Origin of the sequence: Marinoscillum furvescens DSM 4134, from assembly GCF_003386095.1 — a bacterium.
In the GTDB taxonomy this organism is placed as follows: domain Bacteria; phylum Bacteroidota; class Bacteroidia; order Cytophagales; family Cyclobacteriaceae; genus Marinoscillum; species Marinoscillum furvescens.
Genome location: NZ_QREG01000004.1, coordinates 1 through 21,624 on the forward strand (window position 1 = coordinate 1; position 21,624 = coordinate 21,624).

Annotated in this window: 15 protein-coding genes and 1 riboswitch; of the genes, 10 read left to right on the top strand and 5 right to left on the bottom strand. The window is 45.6% G+C overall.

The genetic code is table 11. The features are described 5' to 3' along the window. Positions 1 to 261 precede the first annotated feature (261 nt). Positions 262 to 378, top strand: a riboswitch (SAM riboswitch). Positions 379 to 729: 351 nt separating this feature from the next. Genes C7460_RS05450 through C7460_RS05465 form a run of 4 tightly spaced genes read left to right on the top strand, consistent with a single transcriptional unit; the run spans position 730 to position 4,900 of the window. Continuing rightward, on the top strand, positions 730 to 2,853 hold the full coding sequence (locus C7460_RS05450) for a HEPN domain-containing protein (protein WP_115867081.1): 2,124 nt from the start codon (positions 730 to 732) through the stop codon (positions 2,851 to 2,853). A gap of 4 nt (positions 2,854 to 2,857) precedes the next feature. After that, positions 2,858 to 3,625: a uroporphyrinogen-III C-methyltransferase gene (gene cobA, locus C7460_RS05455; protein WP_115867375.1), complete on the top strand. Its 768-nt coding sequence runs from the start codon at positions 2,858 to 2,860 to the stop codon at positions 3,623 to 3,625. Further along, a complete protein-coding gene (locus tag C7460_RS05460) occupies positions 3,622 to 4,260 on the top strand; it encodes a precorrin-2 dehydrogenase/sirohydrochlorin ferrochelatase family protein (RefSeq protein WP_115867082.1) in 639 nt (212 codons plus the stop codon). The genes cobA and C7460_RS05460 overlap by 4 nt, the downstream gene beginning before the upstream one ends. Then, complete coding sequence (locus C7460_RS05465; RefSeq protein WP_115867083.1) at positions 4,235 to 4,900, top strand: phosphoadenylyl-sulfate reductase; 666 nt, start codon at positions 4,235 to 4,237, stop codon at positions 4,898 to 4,900. Before C7460_RS05460 ends, C7460_RS05465 begins: the two co-directional genes overlap by 26 nt. 48 nt (positions 4,901 to 4,948) lie before the next feature. Here C7460_RS05465 and C7460_RS05470 read toward each other — a convergent pair whose 3' ends face one another. The 4 genes from C7460_RS05470 to C7460_RS05485 all read right to left on the bottom strand — a co-directional run bounded on the left by C7460_RS05470 (position 4,949) and on the right by C7460_RS05485 (position 9,392). Then, the gene (locus C7460_RS05470) at positions 4,949 to 6,754 is read right to left on the bottom strand and encodes a cytochrome-c peroxidase (protein ID WP_115867084.1); all 1,806 of its coding nucleotides are present in this window, start codon (positions 6,752 to 6,754) and stop codon (positions 4,949 to 4,951) included. Between the two features lie 23 nt (positions 6,755 to 6,777). Then, the gene (locus C7460_RS05475; RefSeq protein WP_245986185.1) at positions 6,778 to 8,358 is read right to left on the bottom strand and encodes a PhoX family protein; all 1,581 of its coding nucleotides are present in this window, start codon (positions 8,356 to 8,358) and stop codon (positions 6,778 to 6,780) included. A gap of 300 nt (positions 8,359 to 8,658) precedes the next feature. Next, positions 8,659 to 8,985: a HesB/IscA family protein gene (locus tag C7460_RS05480; protein WP_115867085.1), complete on the bottom strand. Its 327-nt coding sequence runs from the start codon at positions 8,983 to 8,985 to the stop codon at positions 8,659 to 8,661. Continuing rightward, positions 8,985 to 9,392 carry a hypothetical protein gene (locus C7460_RS05485; protein WP_115867086.1) on the bottom strand — a complete coding sequence of 136 codons (408 nt, stop codon included), beginning with the start codon at positions 9,390 to 9,392 and terminating at the stop codon, positions 8,985 to 8,987. Before C7460_RS05485 ends, C7460_RS05480 begins: the two co-directional genes overlap by 1 nt. Before the next feature lie 102 nt (positions 9,393 to 9,494). On the opposite strand from C7460_RS05485, the gene mce reads away from it, so the two are divergent. Both mce and thiL read left to right on the top strand, forming a co-directional pair. Continuing rightward, complete coding sequence (gene mce / locus C7460_RS05490) at positions 9,495 to 9,917, top strand: methylmalonyl-CoA epimerase (RefSeq protein WP_115867087.1); 423 nt, start codon at positions 9,495 to 9,497, stop codon at positions 9,915 to 9,917. After that, positions 9,914 to 10,945 (top strand): thiamine-phosphate kinase, encoded by a 1,032-nt coding sequence (gene thiL / locus C7460_RS05495; RefSeq protein WP_115867088.1) that lies wholly within the window; start codon positions 9,914 to 9,916, stop codon positions 10,943 to 10,945. Before mce ends, thiL begins: the two co-directional genes overlap by 4 nt. Positions 10,946 to 11,019: 74 nt before the next feature. Here thiL and C7460_RS05500 read toward each other — a convergent pair whose 3' ends face one another. Next, on the bottom strand, positions 11,020 to 11,598 hold the full coding sequence (locus C7460_RS05500) for a YceI family protein (RefSeq protein ID WP_115867089.1): 579 nt from the start codon (positions 11,596 to 11,598) through the stop codon (positions 11,020 to 11,022). 169 nt (positions 11,599 to 11,767) lie between these two features. Between C7460_RS05500 and C7460_RS05505 the strand changes: the two genes are divergently transcribed. From C7460_RS05505 to C7460_RS05520, 4 genes are all read left to right on the top strand, one after another. Next, a complete protein-coding gene (locus C7460_RS05505; RefSeq protein ID WP_115867090.1) occupies positions 11,768 to 12,337 on the top strand; it encodes a DUF3109 family protein in 570 nt (189 codons plus the stop codon). Positions 12,338 to 12,596: 259 nt separating this feature from the next. Further along, positions 12,597 to 18,158: a choice-of-anchor I family protein gene (locus C7460_RS05510; protein ID WP_170147900.1), complete on the top strand. Its 5,562-nt coding sequence runs from the start codon at positions 12,597 to 12,599 to the stop codon at positions 18,156 to 18,158. Between the two features lie 264 nt (positions 18,159 to 18,422). Next, positions 18,423 to 20,954, top strand: a complete 2,532-nt coding sequence (locus tag C7460_RS05515; protein ID WP_115867092.1) for a methyl-accepting chemotaxis protein — start codon at positions 18,423 to 18,425, stop codon at positions 20,952 to 20,954. A 103-nt stretch (positions 20,955 to 21,057) separates the two neighbouring features. After that, a complete protein-coding gene (locus C7460_RS05520; protein ID WP_115867093.1) occupies positions 21,058 to 21,612 on the top strand; it encodes a chemotaxis protein CheW in 555 nt (184 codons plus the stop codon). The last annotated feature ends 12 nt before the right edge of the window (positions 21,613 to 21,624 follow it).

The window sequence follows — 21,624 nt, forward strand, 5'->3', positions numbered from 1 at the left end:
CGTACGTACGGTGGTGTGAGAGGGCTGAAGTAAAGAAGAAATCCTTTCCGGGTTTCCGAAGGTCTAAAAGTCTCCTTTACTTTGCTCTACTCGATTTTAGCACCCAGTAGGTGCTAATATTCTTTGGTGAGGAGGTGGATTTTGAGGTGAAAAATGAAGTGGTAATCCGATTTTCCTAATAATGTTTTTCGGCTTTTTCTATGGTTCATTTTGTACTTTAAAAATTCTGTCCCACCTTTGTGTCATCAATTCAAAGAAATTGATTTATACAGAAGCGTGGAGAGACAGGCTCTTTGAAGCGCTAGCAACCTGAAAGCAACGTTTAAGGTGCTAATTCCTGAGTTTTCTGAGCGGTTATCAGAAGACAGAATATGAATTAATTAAAGATGAAATTCACAAGTAGAACATTTAGTAATCCCTTAAGAGAATCATTGCATCACATTTCGTGTTTGTGTTGTTGTTGCTGTATGTAAACCTTCCCCTTTTACAACAGACAGCCCAATACTACGTACAGACAACACACGAATAACGAGAAGCAATGATATCTTATATACCTGAAATTTACGGACTCAAAAATGCCCACTGCTGCATGTGCTGTGTGTGTTGTTGTATGCTATAGCGTGCCGGGATTCGTATATCAAAATATTTACAAAACACCATTCATTAAAGATATATACAAGCCCCGGTAGACATTCTTCCGGGGCTTTTTTGTAAGAATAAACAGTAGCCATGAGTACAAAAACAATTTCTAAAGAAGCACAAGCAGACATTACGGAGTTGAAGGATAAAATCCAAAGCTTTAAGTTAGGTCAGATTCCTGAAGAGCGGTTCAAAGCTTTTCGTCTTGCCCGTGGAGTATACGGTCAGCGCCAGCAGGGTGTGCAGATGTTTCGCTCCAAGTTGCCATTCGGCAAAATCACACCAGACCAGCTAGAGCGCTTCGCTGATCTGGCAGAGCAGTACACCAATAGCAATCTGCACCTGACCACCAGACAAAATATTCAGTTGCACTACGTAAAACTGGACGATTCGCCCATTATCTGGGAGCAGCTGGAAGAAGTAGGGGTGACCAGTAAAGAAGCCTGTGGAAACACCGTAAGAAACGTCACCGCATCGCCTTATGCAGGCATCGATCCGGAGGAGCCCTTCGATGTGGCTCCTTACGCTTATGCGGTGTTCGAGTATTTTCTTAGAAATCCTATCTGTCAGGAGATGGGCCGAAAGGTGAAAATCGCCTTCTCTTCTTCTAAAGCAGATGCTGCTTTTACATACATTCATGACTTTGGTTTTATCCCTAAGATTCAAAACGGAGCTTATGGGTTTGAAGTGATTATAGGCGGAGGACTAGGGGCTCAGTCTTTTATGGGACTCAAGGCATACGATTTTCTTCCTCAGGATGAGCTGATTCCGTTCATCGAAGCAGGCCTGCGTGTGTTTGACCGCTATGGTGAGCGCGAGCGTAGACACAAAGCACGTATGAAATACCTCATAGAGCCTAAAAAAGGACTCGGTCTCGACGGATTTCTGGCGCTCGTAGAAGAAGAACGTCTGGCACTTAAAAACAAGACTTATAAGATCAATACCAAGAAGGTAATCACCAAAATACCTGAAGATCAGCCAATGCTTGGGGTAGAAAGTGTGGAAGTGGATGAGGCTTATGATCAATGGTACAAGACCAACGTGTTTGAGCAAAAGCAAGAAGGTTTCTATGCGATCAAAGTACGTATCCCTCTCGGTGATATCAAATCTCCCAAGGCACGTATACTGGCTGATATCGCAAGAAAGTATGCAGCGGAAGATATGCGTCTCACCCTCAATCAAGGTGTGTTGCTGAAGTTTGTACGAGCAGAAAACATCCCTGCTGTGTACAATGAGCTCAAAAAGTTGGGCTTTGGAGAAGCCGGCTTTGATACATTGGCAGATGTGACGGCCTGCCCAGGTACTGATACATGTAACCTCGGTGTGACCAACAGTACTGCACTTGCACTAGAGCTGGAAAAATTGATCAAAAATGAATTTCCACACCTTGTGGATGAAACGCTGATCAAAATCAAAATCAGTGGGTGTATGAACTCCTGTGGCCAGCACATGGTAGGGAATATCGGTTTTCACGGAAGTAGTATCAAAAATGGAGATAAAATCGCACCTGCTATGCAGGTAGTGATCGGTGGGGGTGTAGATCCTGATGGTAAGGGCTACATCGCCGAAAAAGTGGTGAAAATTCCGACCAAGCGAATCCCCGAAGCAGTTACTGTTCTGCTGAATGATTTTGAAGAGAAAGCTACTGACGAAGAGTATTTTAACGCCTATTTCCGAAGACAAGGCAAGCGCTATTTCTACGACTTGCTCAAGCATCTTGCGGATGTGAAAACGCTGGCTGATGAAGACTATCAGGACTGGGGTAAAGCAGATGACTTTGTGCCGGAAATTGGTGTGGGGGAATGTGCCGGTGTGATGATGGATCTGGTAGGTACCATCATTAATGATGCTGCCGAGCGTCTGGAAAAAGGTAAGGCCGCATACGGTGAAGGCAAATGGGCAGATGCGATCTACTATGCATACAATACGCTGGTGATCGGAGCTAAAGCCATACTTCTCAGCAAAGATGTTCAGTGCAACACACATCAGGGCATTATTGCTGATTTCCAGAAAAAGGTAGTAGAAACTGGTGATCTGGAGCTTTCTGAAGGCACTTTCCAGGATCTGGTACTACAGATCAATAAAAACGAACCGAGTGAAGCCTTTGCGTCAGCGTATCTGGCTCAAGCCGATGCTTTCTTTGGTCAGGTGCAAGCCCTTAGAAACAATGAAGCTGGCAAGAAGCTGGTAGTCAATGAATTTTATAAAGCCTAAACTCATGAGTAAGACTCCTAAACTTACGCTGGTAGGTGCAGGCCCAGGTGATCCAGAGCTGATCACACTGAAAGGTCTAAAAGCGCTGCAAGCTGCCGATGTGGTGCTATATGATGCCTTGGTGGACCCAGAGTTGCTCACCTATGCGCCGGATGCGCTGCATATTCCGGTAGGCAAGCGTGCGGGGAAGTCTAGCGTGTCGCAAGACACCATCAACAGCCTGATCGTGCAATATGCCAAGGAGCATGGGCATGTGGTACGACTCAAAGGCGGAGACCCGTTTGTGTTTGGTAGAGGCTTTGAAGAAAAAGCCTTTGCTGAGCAGCATGGACTGGAAGTAGATGTAGTAGTAGGGGTGAGCAGTGTGATGCTTCCCGGTTACTTTGGCATACCGTTGACATGCAGAGGTATCAACCAAAGTTTTACCGTAGTGACAGCTACTACCCGCGAAGGCAAACTCAGTGATGAAGTGCTCAATGCAGCAGCATATGCTCCCACTACACTGTTTTTTATGGGGCTGGGAAAGCTGGATATGATAGCGGAGGCTTACGTGCAAAACGGTCGTGGAGAACTTCCTGTGGCTATTGTAAGCAAAGGCTCTCATAAAGATGGGGAAGTGATTAAAGGTACGGCCAACACCATAGCAGAAGTAGCTGCCAAAAAGCAGCCTGAAGCACCAGCTTTGCTCGTATTCGGTGAAGGTGCCGCGCTGGCATCTAATGAGCAGCAGGTCAATCAATGGTGGGAAACTGTAAAAACTGAAGTGGCATGAGTGAAGCAATCAAAACGGATGGAAATGTGCTTTTTCCGGTATTTCTAAAGCTCAACCAACTACAAACTGTAGTAGTAGGTGGAGGAAATGTAGGGTTGGAAAAAGTGGAGGCACTGTTGAAAAATGATCCCAATGCCCGTATCCGTGTGATTGCTCCTGAAATAAAAACCGAGCTGCGAGCAATTGCAGCTCAGTCTGAATATATAGAAATCGTAGAGCGCAAGGTGAGGGGTAGAGATCTCCGCAAAGCAGACCTTTTGATTCTGGCTACTGATAATTACTCGCTCCATGAGCGACTTAAGCAAAAGGCTAAGCGACGCAGACTGCTCACTAACGTGGCAGATACTCCGAACCTTTGCGATTTCTATTTGGGATCTACCGTTAAAAAAGGTGACCTCAAAATTGGGATCAGCACCAATGGTAAATCACCAACGTTTGCCAAGCGCTTCCGGCAGACATTAGAAGAAATTTTACCAGAAAGCACCCCTGAGCTACTTAATCAGCTCAAAACCATTCGCGACCGACTGAAGGGAGATTTTCAGTACAAAGTGGATAAGCTGAATGAAATCACTTCGGTGATGGTAAACAACGAAAACAACAAAGACGAACATGGAGAGCGAATTGAGACTCACTGAACTCAACAAGCGATACAAGAACCTGACCTATCTGGATCGGATCAAAATGCTGTTTGGGGAGTTTGATGCAGACAAGATTTTGGTCACTACCTCTTTTGGTAGCACTTCTGTAGTGCTGCTCCACATGATCAATAAGGTGGCTCCAGACCACCCTATCCATCTGATCAATACAGGGTACCTTTTTAAAGAAACTCATGCTTACAAACAGGAGCTTCGAGACGAATGGGGACTCAATGTAGTGGATGTTCACCCTCGGGAGCGATCTCACGACTTTTCGCGTAAGCACAAGGTTTGGAACGACAACCCGGACTTTTGTTGCTTTATCAACAAGGTAGAACCGATGATGGAGCTAAAGCGGGGCAAAGACGTTTGGGTATCTGGATTGCTGGGCTTCCAAAACGCAAACCGCGCTAACAAGCAGATTTTTGAACACCATCAGGGGCTCAATAAGTTTCATCCGCTGATAGACATGAATCAGGAGGACCTGAATCTTTACCGCACGATCTATGAGCTGCCCACACACCCGCTCATGTACGAGGGCTATGGCTCCATAGGCTGTGTGCAGTGCACCAAAAAAGGTGAAGGGCGTGAAGGTCGCTGGGAAGGCCGTGAAAAAACAGAGTGCGGATTGCATCTGTAAAAGGTAAGAGTGCCCCAAACGGGACACCCTCGAGCAATCAAATCCTTTTTAGTATGCTGCAACAGCAGCAACATCATCGTTAAGAGCGTGCATAAACGCTATGATTGCATCTATTTCCTCCTGGTCGAGACCGAGGGAGTCAGGGGGTAAAGTCTGATGCGGTACCTGAAGCCCCATGCCTTCTCCGCCACCGGCGTTGTAGAAATCCATTACTTGTTCTAAAGAATCATATACACCATTGTGCATATATGGAGCCGTGAGTGCTACATTTCTAATGGTTGGCGTCTTGAAGAAAAATCGTTTTTCTTCCGTGTGAAAGAGGCTGAACCTTCCAGGGTCCGTGTCTATTTTTTTGTTTTCTGCCGTGGCTGGTACTCCCAGATTTTCCAGCTCTGAGTCTTTCCACCTTGGTGGTACGGTACCATTGAAAAACGGAGGGAAATGGCATGTGGCACAGGCAGCTTTGCCCATGAATAGATTGAAACCTAATTTTTCCTGTTCATTGAGGACCTCATTTTCAGACTGAAAATGACGATCGAGTTTGGAGCTGAAAGGAGCCAGGCTTCTGATGTAGGAGGCAATGGCCTGCCTGACCTGGGCCTCTACTATGGTGGTAGTTTTAAAAGCTTTAAAAAACTGCTGCCTATAAGTCGTGTCTTTGGTTATAGAGGCTTGAAGAGTTTGGAGGTCTGAGTGAAATTCATTTTCATCGTTGACCACTTGAGTGATTTGAGCCTCCAGGCTATTGGACCTTTTGTCGTAAAAAAATCCTTTTTGAAATCCGGCATACAACAGTGTAGGGGCATTTCGCAGCAGTTCCTGCCCCTGGTTTCCAATGGATTTTTTCTTGCCGTCTGTAAATGCCAGCTTAGGTTGGTGGCAGCTTCCGCAGCTCATTTTTCCATTTGCAGAGAGTTTTTGGTCGTAAAAGAGCCTTTTGCCAAGAGAAAGCAGTTCAGGTGTTGGGGCGGGACCATTAGGGTCAGAAAAGTACTTTAAATTGTAGCTTTCTGCCTCAAATAAGTTGTCGGCATCATTGGATAGTGCTAGTGAAAACGGGAAGGAGACATTCCAGTCTGCTACGGTTTGGTTCCAAAGTCTTAGCTGAAGATGCGTATGGTTTTTGATGAATTCTAAGCGATCAAAAGTGTCAAACTCTCCTTTTTTGAGTGTTTCAATGGTCTTTTGCAGTTCCTTTTGCCAGCTATGATGCAATGCTGGGTCTGAAAACCTGTTTTTTTGTGAGTCAAGCCAAAAGGAGAGTGTCTGGTATACTTCGGTAGCATCATTTAGCGAATTAATTAGCATTGGAGAGTCAAATCCGGAAAGTCCAGTGAGCGCGGTGCCTACTATGCTGTTTCGAATGGCCCATAAGACGTGGTGAGGTTTCAGCGCTTCTAAGGAGGTGTTTTTATTGATTAGGCCAGCTCTTTGGATCACAAAGTTGGCCTTGCGTGCGATAAGGGCTGTGTCAGGACGGCTTGCAAATAATAGTTCTTCAATGACCTGAAAGCCTTCCGGGGCCTTGATTCGAATATTGGTGAGGTCCTCTTCTTCTACTTGGAGTAGGTTAGGTTGGTTTAGGGTTTCGTAGTTTTCAATGTCCACAAAAGCGAGCATAGGCTCTATAGCTTTGAAAGCACTGCGTGAGGCTTTATATGCTTTTCTTTTTTCGTCAAGAGTGGGAGCATTTTGTACGATTAGCATTTGAGATGCCATTTCATCCAGTTTTTCGTGGTAGTAGGCATCGGGTGTTACGGGCTGCTGAGAGCGCTCTACACATGAGAATGCAAAAAAGAGGCCTACAGTCATGTAAGCCCCTTTTTTGACACGATATAAAAAGGTGTCTATCATTTTGTTGAGAGATTGTGCGTAGCTTATCTGGCCAAACCTTTGATGGCAAATAATACACTTCCTTCGGCTCTGGAAGACTCCAGGTCAGGGTTTGCATTTTTGTCAGTAAACTGACCACTGGCAGGTTCCCATCCGTGGTTTTGAGTCATCATCAAAAAGGTGTTTTCTGATCCGCCTACTACGTCGGTTACATCTATCATACCGGTAATCTCCCAGGTGCTATTGGTGGTGCCATAGCCTAGAGACTCAGCAGTAGCTTGGTTACATTCTAGTACTACTTTCAGGTCACCGGTGTTTAGGTCATACTGGTAGAGGTATGCAAAGTGATCAGCAGCTGCTTTGCCTTCATAGCCATCTTCTCGTGCAGGTACTACACCATTAGGGTCTTCCTGGATATAGGCGTAGTTTTCTGTAACCAGGATGTTGTCTGGGCTGTGAAACATTTCAGCTTTTCCACCCACTTTGTCTCCATCCAGTATACAGGTGATGGTGGCAGCTCCCGTAGGGTCAGTCTCATTGAGCACTACCTTGTACACTCGACCTGTCAGGCTTCCTTTGCCGATAAGTCCACCTCTATTGCGGCCCGTTACCGCCATGTATAGCTCGCGCTGGTTGGCAGCACTTCCTCTTCTCCAGTCAATGTCTTCTAGTCTGGAAAAGCCCATTACGCCTTTTTCTTTAGCCTCAGCATCTAACAAGTCGATTTGAGTTTCTTCTAGCGCCACCCACTCTACATTGTAAGCTACGCCTTCTTCCATGTCCATTTCATAGGTGATGCCTGCGTCTGTTACCTTCAGACCGTATAGTTGGCCTGAACGCAAGTCACCTCTGCCACCTACATACATGCCCAGCTGTCCCGAAGGGATAGAGCTGTCGCTGTGGTCGTCACCGATAAATACTACTGTTTGGCTCGGGTATGCATCTTTACCTATTGCCACGGCGTTTTCTGTAGACCACTGACCCATTGCTGGTAGCATTTCTGCAAAGCTTGCGTCATTTGTGGATTTGTAAGGGCTTGTTACAAATACGCCTTTAGATCCGCCTCCCCATTCGCCACCGGAGAGGTATAGCGGGCCAAAGCCATGTTCTTCAGGAGTGATCAGTGAACCTGAGCACTGAGCAGTAAATGCAGTAGCATTGGCATTTACAATGTATTCGCCGTGGAATGGTCGTAGATTTTGATCTAGAAAAATACGTGCTATAGAGTAGTCTGCCTCTATGTTGTTGATCAGCATATAGCTGGTATCTGTATCTTTTAGTAGGCCGGCACCATCTGCCATACTTCCATATACAAATTCAGTACTGCTAGGCAGGGTGTCTTCTGAGCTAAGTAGCACCTCTACCGTGATGTTAGAGAAGTCAGATTTTACATCCAGAAGATCTGCAGGAGTATTGGAAGTTGCCAATGGGATCATCTGACCTGTGGTGTAATCTGCACCATCTTGTCCATCAGTACCGTCTTGTCCATTGGCGCCATCAGCACCGTCTTTTCCGTCAGTGCCTGCTGGTCCTTGAGGGCCCTCAGGACCTTCACAGCTAGTAGCAATCACTCCTGTGAGCATTAGAGCGCTCAGAAGGATAGGTAGTCTTTTCAATAGTTTCATTGTAGTTTATTAGGTTTCTTTTCTGCCTCGAAAAAACACAATGAATTTTGCTCTATGATTACCTGAATTGCTTGCTTGCGTTAAGAAAATAGGTGTCCTGTGGAGTGGTTTTAATCTCTGCTTAAATAATGTATTACTGGCCTAATACGTTCATAACCTAATAGGTGGGTTGTTCAGTGAAATGCGGTCACTATCAGCTGGTTCAAGGTTATGGATTGTTAATGTAAAAGGTAGAAGTCAAAAAAAACCACCTCTCCAGGGAGGTGGTTCGAAGTGTATTTCTTGTAAGTGTCTAGCTGTTTATACAGAAAAGCTTTCACCGCATCCGCATGTTCTGGTGGCGTTTGGATTGATAAACTGAAAACCTTTGCCATTGAGGCCATCAGAAAAATCAAGTGTGGTGCCCAGCAGGTACAGCATGCTTTTCTTATCTACAATTACTTTCACACCTTTATCTTCAAAGACTTCATCGCTATCAGCGAGCTTGTCGTCAAACAGGAGGTCGTACATGAGGCCCGAGCAGCCACCTCCTTTTACCGCTACGCGTACATTGTGAGCTGGTGAGTGTCCTTCTTCGGCTCTTAGCTCCATGATTCTTTCTTTGGCTTTATCTGTTACGTTGATCATTACGCAATCGGGTTTAATACTACACTAAATACTGTAAGGTTGTTCATATCTCGGCCATAGTACAGTTTATCCATGGCGTCATAGATGTTTTTGGCACGAAAGTATGACGTCTGCAGCTCGCCCATGCCTTTGGTAGCCCACTGGATGGTGTAGCTGCTTTCTTTCTCTTTGTGCGTTTTTACATAGTCCAGCATTTTGTTTAGCGCATCCGTTTTGTCAAATCCTGTGATGGATTTGAAGAGAAACGACTGGTTATGTCTGGGATTGATCGTAATCAAATCCAGCTTCACCTTGCCATCTACATTACTATATTCAAAAATCAGGTCGCTGCTTTTGAGCCCCAGAAAGTTTTTGATTTCGTTTTGAATGCGTGCCGCTTCTACGTGGACGTCAGCCCTGTACTCCATAGACTATGTTGCGTTTATCTAAAATTACAACAACTCAGGAAACCTTTCAAATCCCCGAAAAGTTTCCTCATTTTTGCGAAATTAATACATAATCGGCACAACATGGTCAGGATAGAGCATATAGGTATCGCAGTGAAAGAACTGGACAAAGCCAACGAGCTTTTTAAGAAACTCTTTGGTGAAGCGGCCTATAAAGAGGAGGCTGTGGAATCAGAAGGCGTGACTACTTCGTTTTTTGGTGTAGGCCCTAATAAAATAGAGCTTTTACAAGCCAAAGATGAAGATAGCCCCATAGCCAAATACATCAACAAACGTGGAGAAGGTATCCATCACATTGCTTTTGAGGTGGACGATATCCATGCCGAAATGGAAAGGCTAAGAGGAGAAGGATTTGAGCTGCTCAATGATCAGCCCAAAGCGGGTGCCGACAACAAACTGATTTGTTTTTTGCACCCTAAAAGTACCAATGGTGTGCTGGTAGAACTGTGTCAGGAAAACGAGATAACGAATAATTTAAAGCCATGAGCGAAGAGAAAAGAACAGAAATAGGTGAAATAGGCGAGTTTGGTCTGATAGATCAGCTAGCGGAGAAGGTTCGCTACTACCATGGTGAGACAGTGAAGGGGATAGGTGATGATGCTGCGGTATATGATGCAGGCGATCATTATATGCTTATCAGCTCAGACATGCTACTAGAAGGTGTACATTTTGACCTGAGCTACATGCCTTTGCAGCATTTGGGTTACAAGGCCGTAGCAGTAAATGTGTCCGACCTAGCTGCCATGAATGGCGTGCCCAGGCAAATTACTGTGAATCTCGGCTTGAGCAATCGCTTTTCTGTAGAGGCAGTAGAGCTTATCTACGAAGGCATTCGGGCCGCATGCGAGGCATTCAAAGTAGACCTGGTGGGTGGTGATACGACTACTTCCAAGTCGGGCCTGGTGATATCAGTAACCGCTACGGGCGCTGTGGACAAAGACAAGATCGTCTACCGCAGCGGCGCTAAAGAAAGCGAAATCCTGTGTGTGACAGGAGATGTAGGGGCGGCATTTATTGGCCTCAATGTGCTGGAGCGTGAAAAACAAGAGTTTTTAGGGAATCCAGACATGCAGCCTAAGCTGGACAAGTACCCGTATGTGGTAGGTAGACAGCTACGGCCACAAGCACGGATGGATATCATCCATGAGTTTGCAGATCTGGGCATTGTGCCTACAAGCATGATCGATGTGTCCGATGGACTGGCCTCTGAGATTTTTCATCTTTGTAAGCATTCGGGGCTGGGTGCAGCTATCTATGAAGACAAGCTGCCGATAGACAAAGAAGCCTATGAGACTGCTGCAGAGTTTAGCATAGACCCTAATACCTGTGCCCTCAATGGAGGCGAGGATTACGAACTGCTGTTTACCATCAAACAGGAGGATTTTGAAAAGCTGAAGAACCATGCCGAAATACACACCATAGGCTACATGCAGGCCATGGACAAAGGGCGAACGATGGTGACCAGAAATAACAATGTCATAGAGCTACAGGCACAGGGCTGGAAACACTTTTAATTCACAGCAAAAAAAGAACCCCGGCTCCTAAAAGGATACCGGGGCTCACCGCCTAACCTAACTATTGTCTTATCTTATTTTGTGGCTTCAATGTTGACTGTAAGGTCAAAATTGTCGTAGATGGTTTTGTCTCCCAGGTCATCGAAGAAGCTTCCAGATCCGTAGCGCACATCGAACTTAGAACGATCGATGGTGAGGTTTGCCAGACCGTAAACTTTGTCGCCAGACTCCGTCAGCTGAGCTGGAAATGTGATCGTTTCTGTTTTGCCTTTGATCGTCAAGTCTCCTGTTACTTCATACTTTCCGCCACCTTGTGCTTTGGCTTTTTTGATGACGAACACTGCGTTCGGATATTTTTCTACTCCAAAGAAATCATCAGATTTTAAGTGACCTTCTAGTTTTTGTTTCCATTCACCTTCCAGATCTTCAGACACGATAGTGGTCATATCTACGGTAAATGTTCCTCCAGTCAATTTGCCATCCTCAAATTCGAAAGAACCAGACTTGAGCTGTACTGTGCCATTGTGCTGGCCAGTTACTTTTTTGCCCAACCAGGATACTTTGCTGGCTTCTGTGTCTATTTTGTAAGTGGCTTGTGTGCCTTCACTCGTTGGCAATAAAATCGCTAAGGCTAAGATGATTGTTTGTAACATAGTTTTATGTGTGTTTAGAAATTAAATGTATGTACATATAAATGTTGTGATAAGGATAACGCCATATCTGAAAAAGGGTTTCAGAATGTTTGAAATTTTTTTCAAAATTCATCTTAGCGCTTTCTTTACCTTTGCATTTCCATTCTAATACAAATAGGGACGAGGCGCAATGATTCAGATAGATCACACACTTATTTCGGATGACATCAAGGAGCAATTTTTTGTTTGTGACCTGGACAAATGTAAAGGAGCATGTTGCGTGGAAGGTGATCTGGGCGCACCCCTGGAGAAGGACGAGTTGCCTGGTATAGAAGAAGTAGTAGAGGTGGTAAAGCCATATCTATCGAGTGAGGCCATTGCTGCACTGGAGGAGCATGGAGCATATTTGCTGGATGAAGATGGAGACTTTAGTACCACTACCATCGACAACAAGGAATGTGCCTTTGCCTTTTATGATGACAAAGGCATTTTGAAATGTAGCATAGAACAGGCCTGGCGCGATGGTAAAACAGATGTGCAAAAGCCTGTGTCCTGTCATCTATATCCTATTCGTGTGGCTAAACTTCACGAGTTTTTGGCGCTCAACTACGACCGCTGGCATATTTGTGCTCCAGCATGTGAGCTGGGAGAAAAGCTATCAGTACCTGTGTACAAGTTTCTGAAAGATCCATTGATTCGCCGCTTTGGAGAGGACTGGTACCAGCGCCTGGTTGCCGAAATAGAGGGTGAGCGCTCTTAAGGCCTATTTTTCTACATTAGTTTCTTTTATCCGAAAGGATAAACCCATAAAAGTCTTGGTTGTGTGAGTGAAAAGCAAGTAGAGCTACCATCTTGACAAACAAATAACATAGATGTGAGAGCCATAATTTTTCCTTAACCTATAGGCTCCAATCAGGATATACCGCGCTTTTAGCTTTGGAAGTCGGAGCAATTGCTCCTATTGATTTTTATTGAATCAGATAATTTCAAAGATCTAAGAGATGCCAAGAACTTTACGAATGAAAAAACCTGGGGGCCGATCAAGTCGCTTTTTAGCGATTTTGATCGGCTTTTTTATTTTAGGACTGAGTGCAAGTTATGCTCAGACGGATGTGTCACTGGAGCTCTTCATTACACAGGAAGAGGATGCTGCGGAAGAGCAGTTGGAGTCTGGAGAAATTGATTTCGCAAGTAGCGATCTTGAGTTCGGTAGTGAATTTGCCGATGGTGGTGACCCACAGCGTGTAGGGGTGAGGTTTAGAGGGTTGGACCTACCCTCAGATGCTGAGATCACTTCTGCATACATTCAGTTTACAGTAGACGAAAACGGCAAGAACGTAGACCCTTGTGTTCAGACTATCTATATAGAGGACAATGCCAATGCTTCAGCTTTTACTGCTGATGCTAAAAACCTAACTGACCGGTCTACAGCAGAAACCACAGTTTCCTGGTCCATAGAAGAGGGTAGCTGGTCTACAGTAGGAGAATCTGGGCAAGATCAGCGTACTCCAGACCTTTCTGGCCTGATAGCATCTGTTCTCAATTCAGATGAGTGGGAAGCAGGTAATGCTATTGCCTTTTTCTTCGAAGGCTCAGGCCTTCGTACTGCTGAATCGGCTCAGGCTGGAATAGAGGGAGGAGCGCCCAGACTTGTGATCAATGCTACCATACCTCCGGCAAAGCCTGAAGTGGTACGGGAGATAGAAGATATCACGGTACGTTCAGGTTGGTCACTTTCCATTGATGTTGCTACCTACTTTCGTGATTTGGATAGTGAGCTGAGTTTTGAAATCGCTACTCCTGCTGGAGACGCACTCCCCGCGGGACTAAGCATGAGTGGCACAGTGCTTACAGGTATGCTCAGTGAAGTAGGCTATTACACCTTGAAGGTGACTGCCACTGAAGAAGTAGCTTCAGGTGAAGCTGAGTCTGTGAGTCAGTACTTCGGGATCGCAGTAGAACCTGAACCAAATCGTTTTATAGAGCCGATTTCTTCTGTTTCACTCGGCGCCTTTGGTGAAGGTGCAGCGGAGATTTCAGCATTTGACAAAGGGTCCAAAAAGCTTTTTGTGACCAATGCTGAAACCAAAAACGTTGATATCATTGACCTGACCAATGTAGAAGCTCCCGAAATCGTGAAAAGCATAGATGTCACTACTTATGGAGGTGGAGTCAATAGTGTGGCTGCCTATGATGGGCTGCTGGTGGCTGCTATAGAGGCAGACAACAAACAAGAAAATGGCAAAGTAGTCGCTTTTGATACAGACGGCACCTTCCAGTGGGAGGTAACTGTGGGCGCATTGCCAGATATGCTTACTTTTAATGAAGATGGTACTAAAATCCTAGTAGCCAATGAAGGTGAGCCTTCAGATGATTATACCGTGGATCCGGAAGGTACGGTTTCAATTATTGATGTAGCAACAAAAAATGTAACCACTGTAGACTTTCAGGCATATAATGGTCAGGAAGCTCAGCTTTTTCAGGAGGGTGTAAGGGTGTTTGGCCCAAATGCCACTGTAGCTCAAGACCTGGAGCCAGAGTATATCACAGTGGTGGGTGATTCGGCCTATGTTGCCCTGCAAGAAAATAATGCAATTGCCATCATAGCTATCAGCACAGGGGAGCTCAAAGATATTTTTGGCCTGGGCTTTAAAGACCATAATGTAGCTGGAAATGGCCTGGATGTTCCATTTGATAAAGAGACAATTTATATCACGACATTACCCGTGAAGGGTATGTACCTTCCAGATGCAATTTCTGGATTCAGAGCGGGTGGCAAAACGTACATCATGACAGCCAATGAGGGAGATGCACGAGAATATGAAGATGGCGATTTTCTTTATACAGATGAAACAAAGATCAAAGATGTGGAACTAGACCCTGAAACGTTCGATGTAGATCTGGTAAACGAGCTTGCAGGAAACCTGAAAATAACGTCTGCTCATCCAGACACTACGGCAGATGGAAAATACAAAACACTGTATAGCTTTGGAGCTCGTTCGTTTTCGATATGGGATGCCGAAACCGGTACTCAAGTGTATGATAGTGGTGATGATCTGGAGCAAATTACGGCTGCCACTAACCCATTATACTTCAACTCTACTGATGATGAATATGCACTAAAGGATCGTAGCGATGATAAGGGACCCGAGCCAGAAGCGATTACCTACGGAGTGATAGGTGACAAAACCTATGCCTTTGTTGGTCTGGAGCGACAGGGTGGTATCATGGTTTATGACGTTACAAATCCTGCTGCGCCGGAGTTTGTAGAATACTTCAACAATAGGAACTTCAATGTAGAAGTTTCATCACCAGCTGCGGGTGACCATGCGCCGGAAGGTTTGGTGTTTGTGCCTTCAGCTGATAGTCCCAATGGTAAAAACCTTCTGATTGTTTCCAACGAGGTGAGTGGTACAGTTACGATCTATTCTGTAGGTGAAGCTCAGAATCCATATACTCTAGCTATTTTTCATAACAATGACGGTGAGTCAGCATTGCTTGCAGATACCGTAGCTATTAAAGGGCATGAAACGCCAGCAGGTAGCGTTGCTCAGTTTAAGTATATGGTAGATAGCCTGAAAGCTCAGGCTGATGCTTACGGGTTCAATTCGCTAATGCTGTCTTCTGGAGACAACTTTTTGCCAGGTCAGACTTTCAACGCGAGCAACGCCAATGGTGTGTTCTACGACGCTATGGCTCTTGATGCCATCGATTATGATGCCATTTGTTTAGGAAATCATGATTTTGATTTTGGTACGTCAGTGCTGGCAGATTTTATTGCTGCTTTTACTACCAATAAAGCGCCATACCTCTCGGCCAACCTGTCATTTGAAAATGTGCCCGTACTCAAAGCGCTTGCTGATGCGGACAGAATAGTGCCAAGCACTGTGGTAGAGAAAGGAGGCGAGAAGATTGGAATTGTTGGCCTTACCACACCTGAGATCACCAGCATTTCCAGTCCGGGAAATACCACAGTTTCTACTGACCTGGTGGCGAAAGCTCAGGCCGAAATCGATGCACTCCTGGAAGCAGATGTTAATAAAATCATACTCATCAGTCACTTGCAAGGTCTGGAACAAGACAAGGAATTGATTCCTCAGCTTTCTGGAGTGGATATCGTCATTGCCGGTGGTGGTGATGAGCTGCTTTCTAATGATGATCAGCTAGGAGCACCTTATAAGCTGGATGCTAAAGGGCCATACCCTATTGTGGAGCAGGACAAAGACGGCCAAGACGTTTATATCGTGACTACTCCTGGCAACTACCGCTTCCTCGGTCATCTTGTTGTCGATTTTGATGCTGATGGCAAAGTGAGGCGTGTATATGACTCCAATCCGGTACTGGTTTCAGGTAAAGCTGATGCTGACCTGTTAGCAAATGCTGAGAAGCCGGTGAGGGATTACATAGAAGACCTGGTGACCAACATCGTAGCTACTTCAGAGGTAGATCTTGATTTTCGTAAGCCAAGCCTACGTACAGGTGAGACCAACGGAGGCAACTTGTTTGCGGATGCCATGCTGTGGCAAGCGAAACAAACCTATGCAGATTTTGGTACGGCAGAGCCACACGTTGCTATCCAAAATGGAGGTGGCCTTCGTATAGAAAAAATCATCGAAAAAGGTGATTTTAACGAAAATCTGACTTATGAGGTAGCGGCTTTCACCAACATTGTGTCCGTGGTAGAGGAGGTTGCTCCTGAAGTGTTCAAATCCTTGATAGAGCATGGTGTAGCAGACGCTCCAGTGGCTGTGGGTAAGTTTCCACAAATAGCCGGATTCAAAATTACGTATGATCAGGGCAAGCCGGCGGGCTCGCGCGTAGTGTCAATTACCCTCGATGATGATACCGAAATTGTAAAAGACGGGGCAGTAGTAGATGGTGCTCCGGCACTCAATGTGGTTACTATCGATTTCCTTGCCAATGGTGGAGACGGTTATCCTTTTGGCGATTTGGACTATACCACGCTGGGCGCTACTTACCAGCAGGCATTTCTCAATTACCTTACAGCAGAAGACGGGCTGGATAGCCTGATCACCTCTGCGGCATACCCTGAGGGAATGAACGAGCGTATTTTGGTAGACAAGTCGCCTGTGGAAGCTGTAGCTTCTATCTCTGAGGACTTTGATGACGCTTGTCCTACTCCAGACGGTTGGGTGAAGTATAACACAGAATCTGATCTTCAGTTTTGCTCAGGTGTAGGCAACATTAAGCAGCAGTTTAATGGCTACAAGGTAGGTGCTGGTACGAGTTGGGTGATTGCCCCAAGGGTGAAAGTGGATGAAGGATACATCTTGTCGTTTGATTACACCAATAAATATGATGGCCCTGCTCCAGAGTTTGTGTACTCCACAGATTATGTAGGGTATGGAGATCCAGCGGATGCCACCTGGACCAACCTCACCGAAGTGGAAGATACCATTAAGGTAGCCACTGATGGATGGGCACATGTAGACCACATAGATATATCTACTCTAGGTACTGTTTCTTTTGCATTTCGCTATACCTCCGAGGGTGAAAGCAGTGGGCAGAGTATCAGCTTTGGTTTTGACAATTTTATGGTGGCCAAGCCTACAGTGTCTGTCCTGGCAAACATCGAAGAGACTTTTGATGCGGAGATTCCGGCAGATTGGACAGCATACAATGAAGGTGCAAACCTACTCAGCTATAGTGGCAGTCAATATGTGGATTTTAATGGTTACAGTGTTGGTTATGGTACTAGCTGGTTGGTAGCACCTAAAGTAGACTATTCGGTAGGTACTTTCGAAATGAGCTTCGATCACGTCACTGCATTTAGTGGGCCTGAAGTAGAAGTGGTGTTCTCTACCGATTATCCTGGGTATGGAAGTCCTGAGTTTTACAGCTGGACCAGGCTCGTTGCTGCCACTGATAGCGCCAATGTAGCTACCAAAGAAGTTGATGAATTTGAGAACACTGGAGCCATTGCTTTGGATGTAGAGGAGGCTGGATTTATTGCATTTCGCTATACATCAGAGGGAAGTCAAGGAGGAGAGAGTATTCGCTTTAGAGTGGATAGCATCGTGGTTCGTCCATCTAATCTAAATCCTGTTGCCAGTGACATTGATGACCAGCTCTTGACCGAAGGGTTTGGTGCTGTCACTCTGGATCTGACTACTTATTTTGTGGATGCTGACGGTGACGACCTTACCTTCACAGCAAGCTCTACCGAAGAAACGGTAGTGACTGTGTCAGTGGCTGATGCCACACTTACCCTTACTGAAGCTGGACTCGGGGCTAGTGAAATTTCAGTGGTAGCGTCTGATGGAAACGGAGAGACTACCTCCACCTTCAAAGTAACAGTGGAAGCATTGCCATTGGAGGCAAACACAGATGCAGACCTTGGAGTCTATCCAAATCCTACAGCATCTCTGGTTTACTTGCCTCAGCATAATTTGAGATTTGAGAATGTTTCGGTTTACTCTGTGGGTGGGCAGCTAATGGCTCAAGCAAAAATCCAGGATGGAATCATAGATTTGCGAGCATTGAAGTCTGGTATCTATTTGTTACATCTCTCAGATCCGAATTCCGGCGAAACGATGAAGGTTAGAGTAGTGAAAAACTAACCAACACAATCATAAGCGTGCCCTTACTGAAAGGGATATTAGCAAAAGCGGCTCCTTGGAGTCGCTTTTGTTTTTAGTGTTCAATCGAGATTTGTCCCGTAAAACGAAGAATTCATCCAAAACTGTGAATTCTACTTCGTTGAATTTTTTTCTATAGCGCTCATGGCCTATTTTTCAATTTGAGCATATGGATGATAGCCCGAATGGAACAGGTGCGTCGTACATGTGCTATGCGCAGTACATATAGAATTCCAATTGGCCTTTATGAATTATAACCTGAACATACGGAGAAAAATGATGCTCCTCATCGTGGGAGTTACCGTACTTACCTATTTGATTACCCTCATGTATGCGGCATTTAGCTTGAGAGATCAGGCGTTGGATGAAGCGAAAAAACTGGTAAATACTGCGGCAGCCAAAAAAGCAATGGAAATTCGGTCTGAGCTCGATCAGGATATCAGCATTGCTAAAACTATGGCATTGGCTATGAAAAATTACTTGCAGCTCCCCACCTCTCAAATGAACAGCCTCAAAAACGAATTGCTTCGGGAGGTTTTGCAGTCGGATGAAAAATACGAAGCTAGCTGGGTGAGTTTGGAGCTGTCAGCCATAGATCCTAAGTGGGACAAGCCGTTCGGTCGCCAGCGAAATACGGCGTATTACGAAGACGGTGAGCTAAAGACATATAGTGAGCTTGTCAATCTGGACGGTGACCCGGCTTCAGGGCTTTATGTAGACATAAAATACAATCCAAGATCCAAAATCGGAGAGCCGTATGAGTTTTCAGCTTATGGAGGTAACACAGATCGGGTGTACCTGGGAGTATCTCCATCTGCACCGATTATGCTTGATGGCAAGTTTGTAGGGCTGATTGGTACAGATATGTTTCTGGACGATTTTCAGTCCATGGCTACCATCGACTTCTATGATCGGGGATATGCGTTTCTATTGTCCAATGAGGGCATTATAATTTCGCATCAGGATGAAATGCTGGTGAGCCAAAAGCTGGACTCGTTGCCGGTGGTCAAGTCTTCTAACATCGAATTGAACGATAGAATAGGTTCAGGAGAAGCCTTTTCACTGGCCATCAATGACCCAATGCTCAACGAAGAAGTTTTGTTGGCCTTCGCTCCCATAGATATAGCCGGAGCGGGGGAGCCCTGGGCAGTGGCGGTGCAGGTACCTATGGCCGAAGTAACTCGATCTATCGATCGCACATTTACCACTACTATCATTGTAGGGTTGTTAGGGCTATTGCTTCTCGTTTTTATCGTATATCGCATTGCCACCAATACCGCCAGGTCTATAGAATTGTCCAGCGGACTGCTGGGCGAATTGGCTAAGGGGAATCTTTCGGCAAAGAAATTACAGAAACGTTCAGACGATGAGTTGGGGCAGCTTGCAGAGTCTGCCAATCAGCTGATGGATGAGCTGGCGCGTAAGGCGGACTTCTCTTATCAGGTAGGACAGGGCAATCTACAAGCAGAGTTTACCCCTTCGAGTGGAGAAGACCTTTTGGGTAAGTCGCTGCTCCAGATGCGAGCCAACCTCAAGGCCGTGACAGATAAAACCAAAGAAGTGATAGTAAAAGCGGGTGACGGTGGTGATCTGAATGCACGTATTCCTAATGGGTCAGACGAGGGAGCCTGGAAGGAGCTCACTATGGCGATTAATAACTTGTTGGACTCTGTTTCAGCACCTTTTCATCAGATGAACAAGGTGGTGGATGCCATGTCCAAAGGTGACTTTACCGTAAGGTATGATCACTCACTGGCAAAAGGTGACATTTTGGCTATAGCCAAAAACCTCAATGTGGCCCTTGATAACATCAATGAATTGATTCAGGAGATTGTGAGAGGCGCAGAGGTGGTAGACAGCTCCGCCAACGAAATGCTGGTGGTCAATGAAGAAATGACCTACAATACCAAAGAAATAGCTTCGTCTATCTCGGAGATGAGCAGTGGCGCACAAAACCAGGTAATGAAAGTAGACGAGTCGTCTACGCTGGTAGAAGGGATATTACGTTCTTCTCAAGAGATGGGCGATCAGGCAGAGGCCATCAATGGTGCAGCCCGAGAAGGAGCTGAGAGCAGTGATAAAGGGCAAAAACTGGTGAGAAAAGTGGGTTTTAGTATGCGAGATATTGCCGCTTTTTCCAGCGATACTTATGACTCCATACAGGTACTCACCAGGCGTTCACAGGAGATATCCAAGGCACTGAGTGTCATTACGGAGATTGCCTCCCAAACCAACTTGCTCGCTTTGAATGCTGCCATAGAGGCGGCTCAGGCTGGTGATGCAGGCCGTGGGTTTGCCGTGGTAGCCGAAGAAATCCGGAAATTGGCAGAGGATTCACGTAAATCAGCGTCCGAAATTGCTCAGTTGGTAGTAGATGTGCAAAAGGATGTAACCACTGCCGGGCAGGCCATAGAGATGATGAAAGCCAGCGTAAAAAGTGGAGAAGACGCCACACAACATGCATCGGAAGCTTTTGGTGAGATTACAGACTCGACCTCACGTACGCTGCAGCAGTCAGAAGAAATCCGCCAACGCGTGAAGCAGCAGCTCGACGCAATCAAAAATGTGGTTACTATTACAGAATCTGTTGTGGTCATAGCCGAAGAAACGGCTGCCGGAACAGAAGAGATAGCTAGCTCAGCTACACAGCTTTCTTCTGGAATGGACAACTATGGCAGCCGTGCGCGTCAGCTGACACAGGTAGCTGAGGAGTTATCTGCTAAGTTGGCCAAATTCCAACTTCGTGAAAATGAATCAGATGCGTCAGAAGGTTTGTAAGCATCTTTTCAATTGTGGAAAATTAGCTGTCAGGCATTTTGGCTCGCTTGAAAAAATTGGAATAGATTACAGGTTGTGAAGAGAATTTTAGTCGAAGTTACCTATGGCATTGGGAGAAAATATAAAATCTGCAAAAAAGACTAACCCACCAGCTGATACGGCTGCTGGTGCCAGCTGGGTAGATGCTGCATCAAATACCCAGTCGGACACGCAGGAAGCTGAGGTGGTAGAACAGGTTGTACTGGCAGTCTTTCCAATAGGACGAGAGCACTACGCCATCCCTATTGATGTAGTAAAAGAAGTAGTGAAGACCCCCCAAATAGCCCCCATACCCCAGGGGCCAGAATATGTGGTAGGCGTTGCCAATGTAAGAGGCAACGTGCTGGCCATGATAGATTTACGAACCAAAATAAACCCCAATGATGCCCTAACCCCAGAGGGGCAACAGTATACGATAGTAATCAAACATAAGACCATACAGGCTGGATTGCTGGTGAATACTGTGCCCGATACTCTGAAGGTAGAAGTGGAAAAAATCAACACTTCTGCTGCTGTGATTAAAAACCTGTCAGTAGAAGATGTTTTTATCTCGGGAATAGTCAAAGCCGATGATGGGCCCATGATTATCCTGATAGACCTTTTTGAAATGATTCAATAAACCAACCGGCGA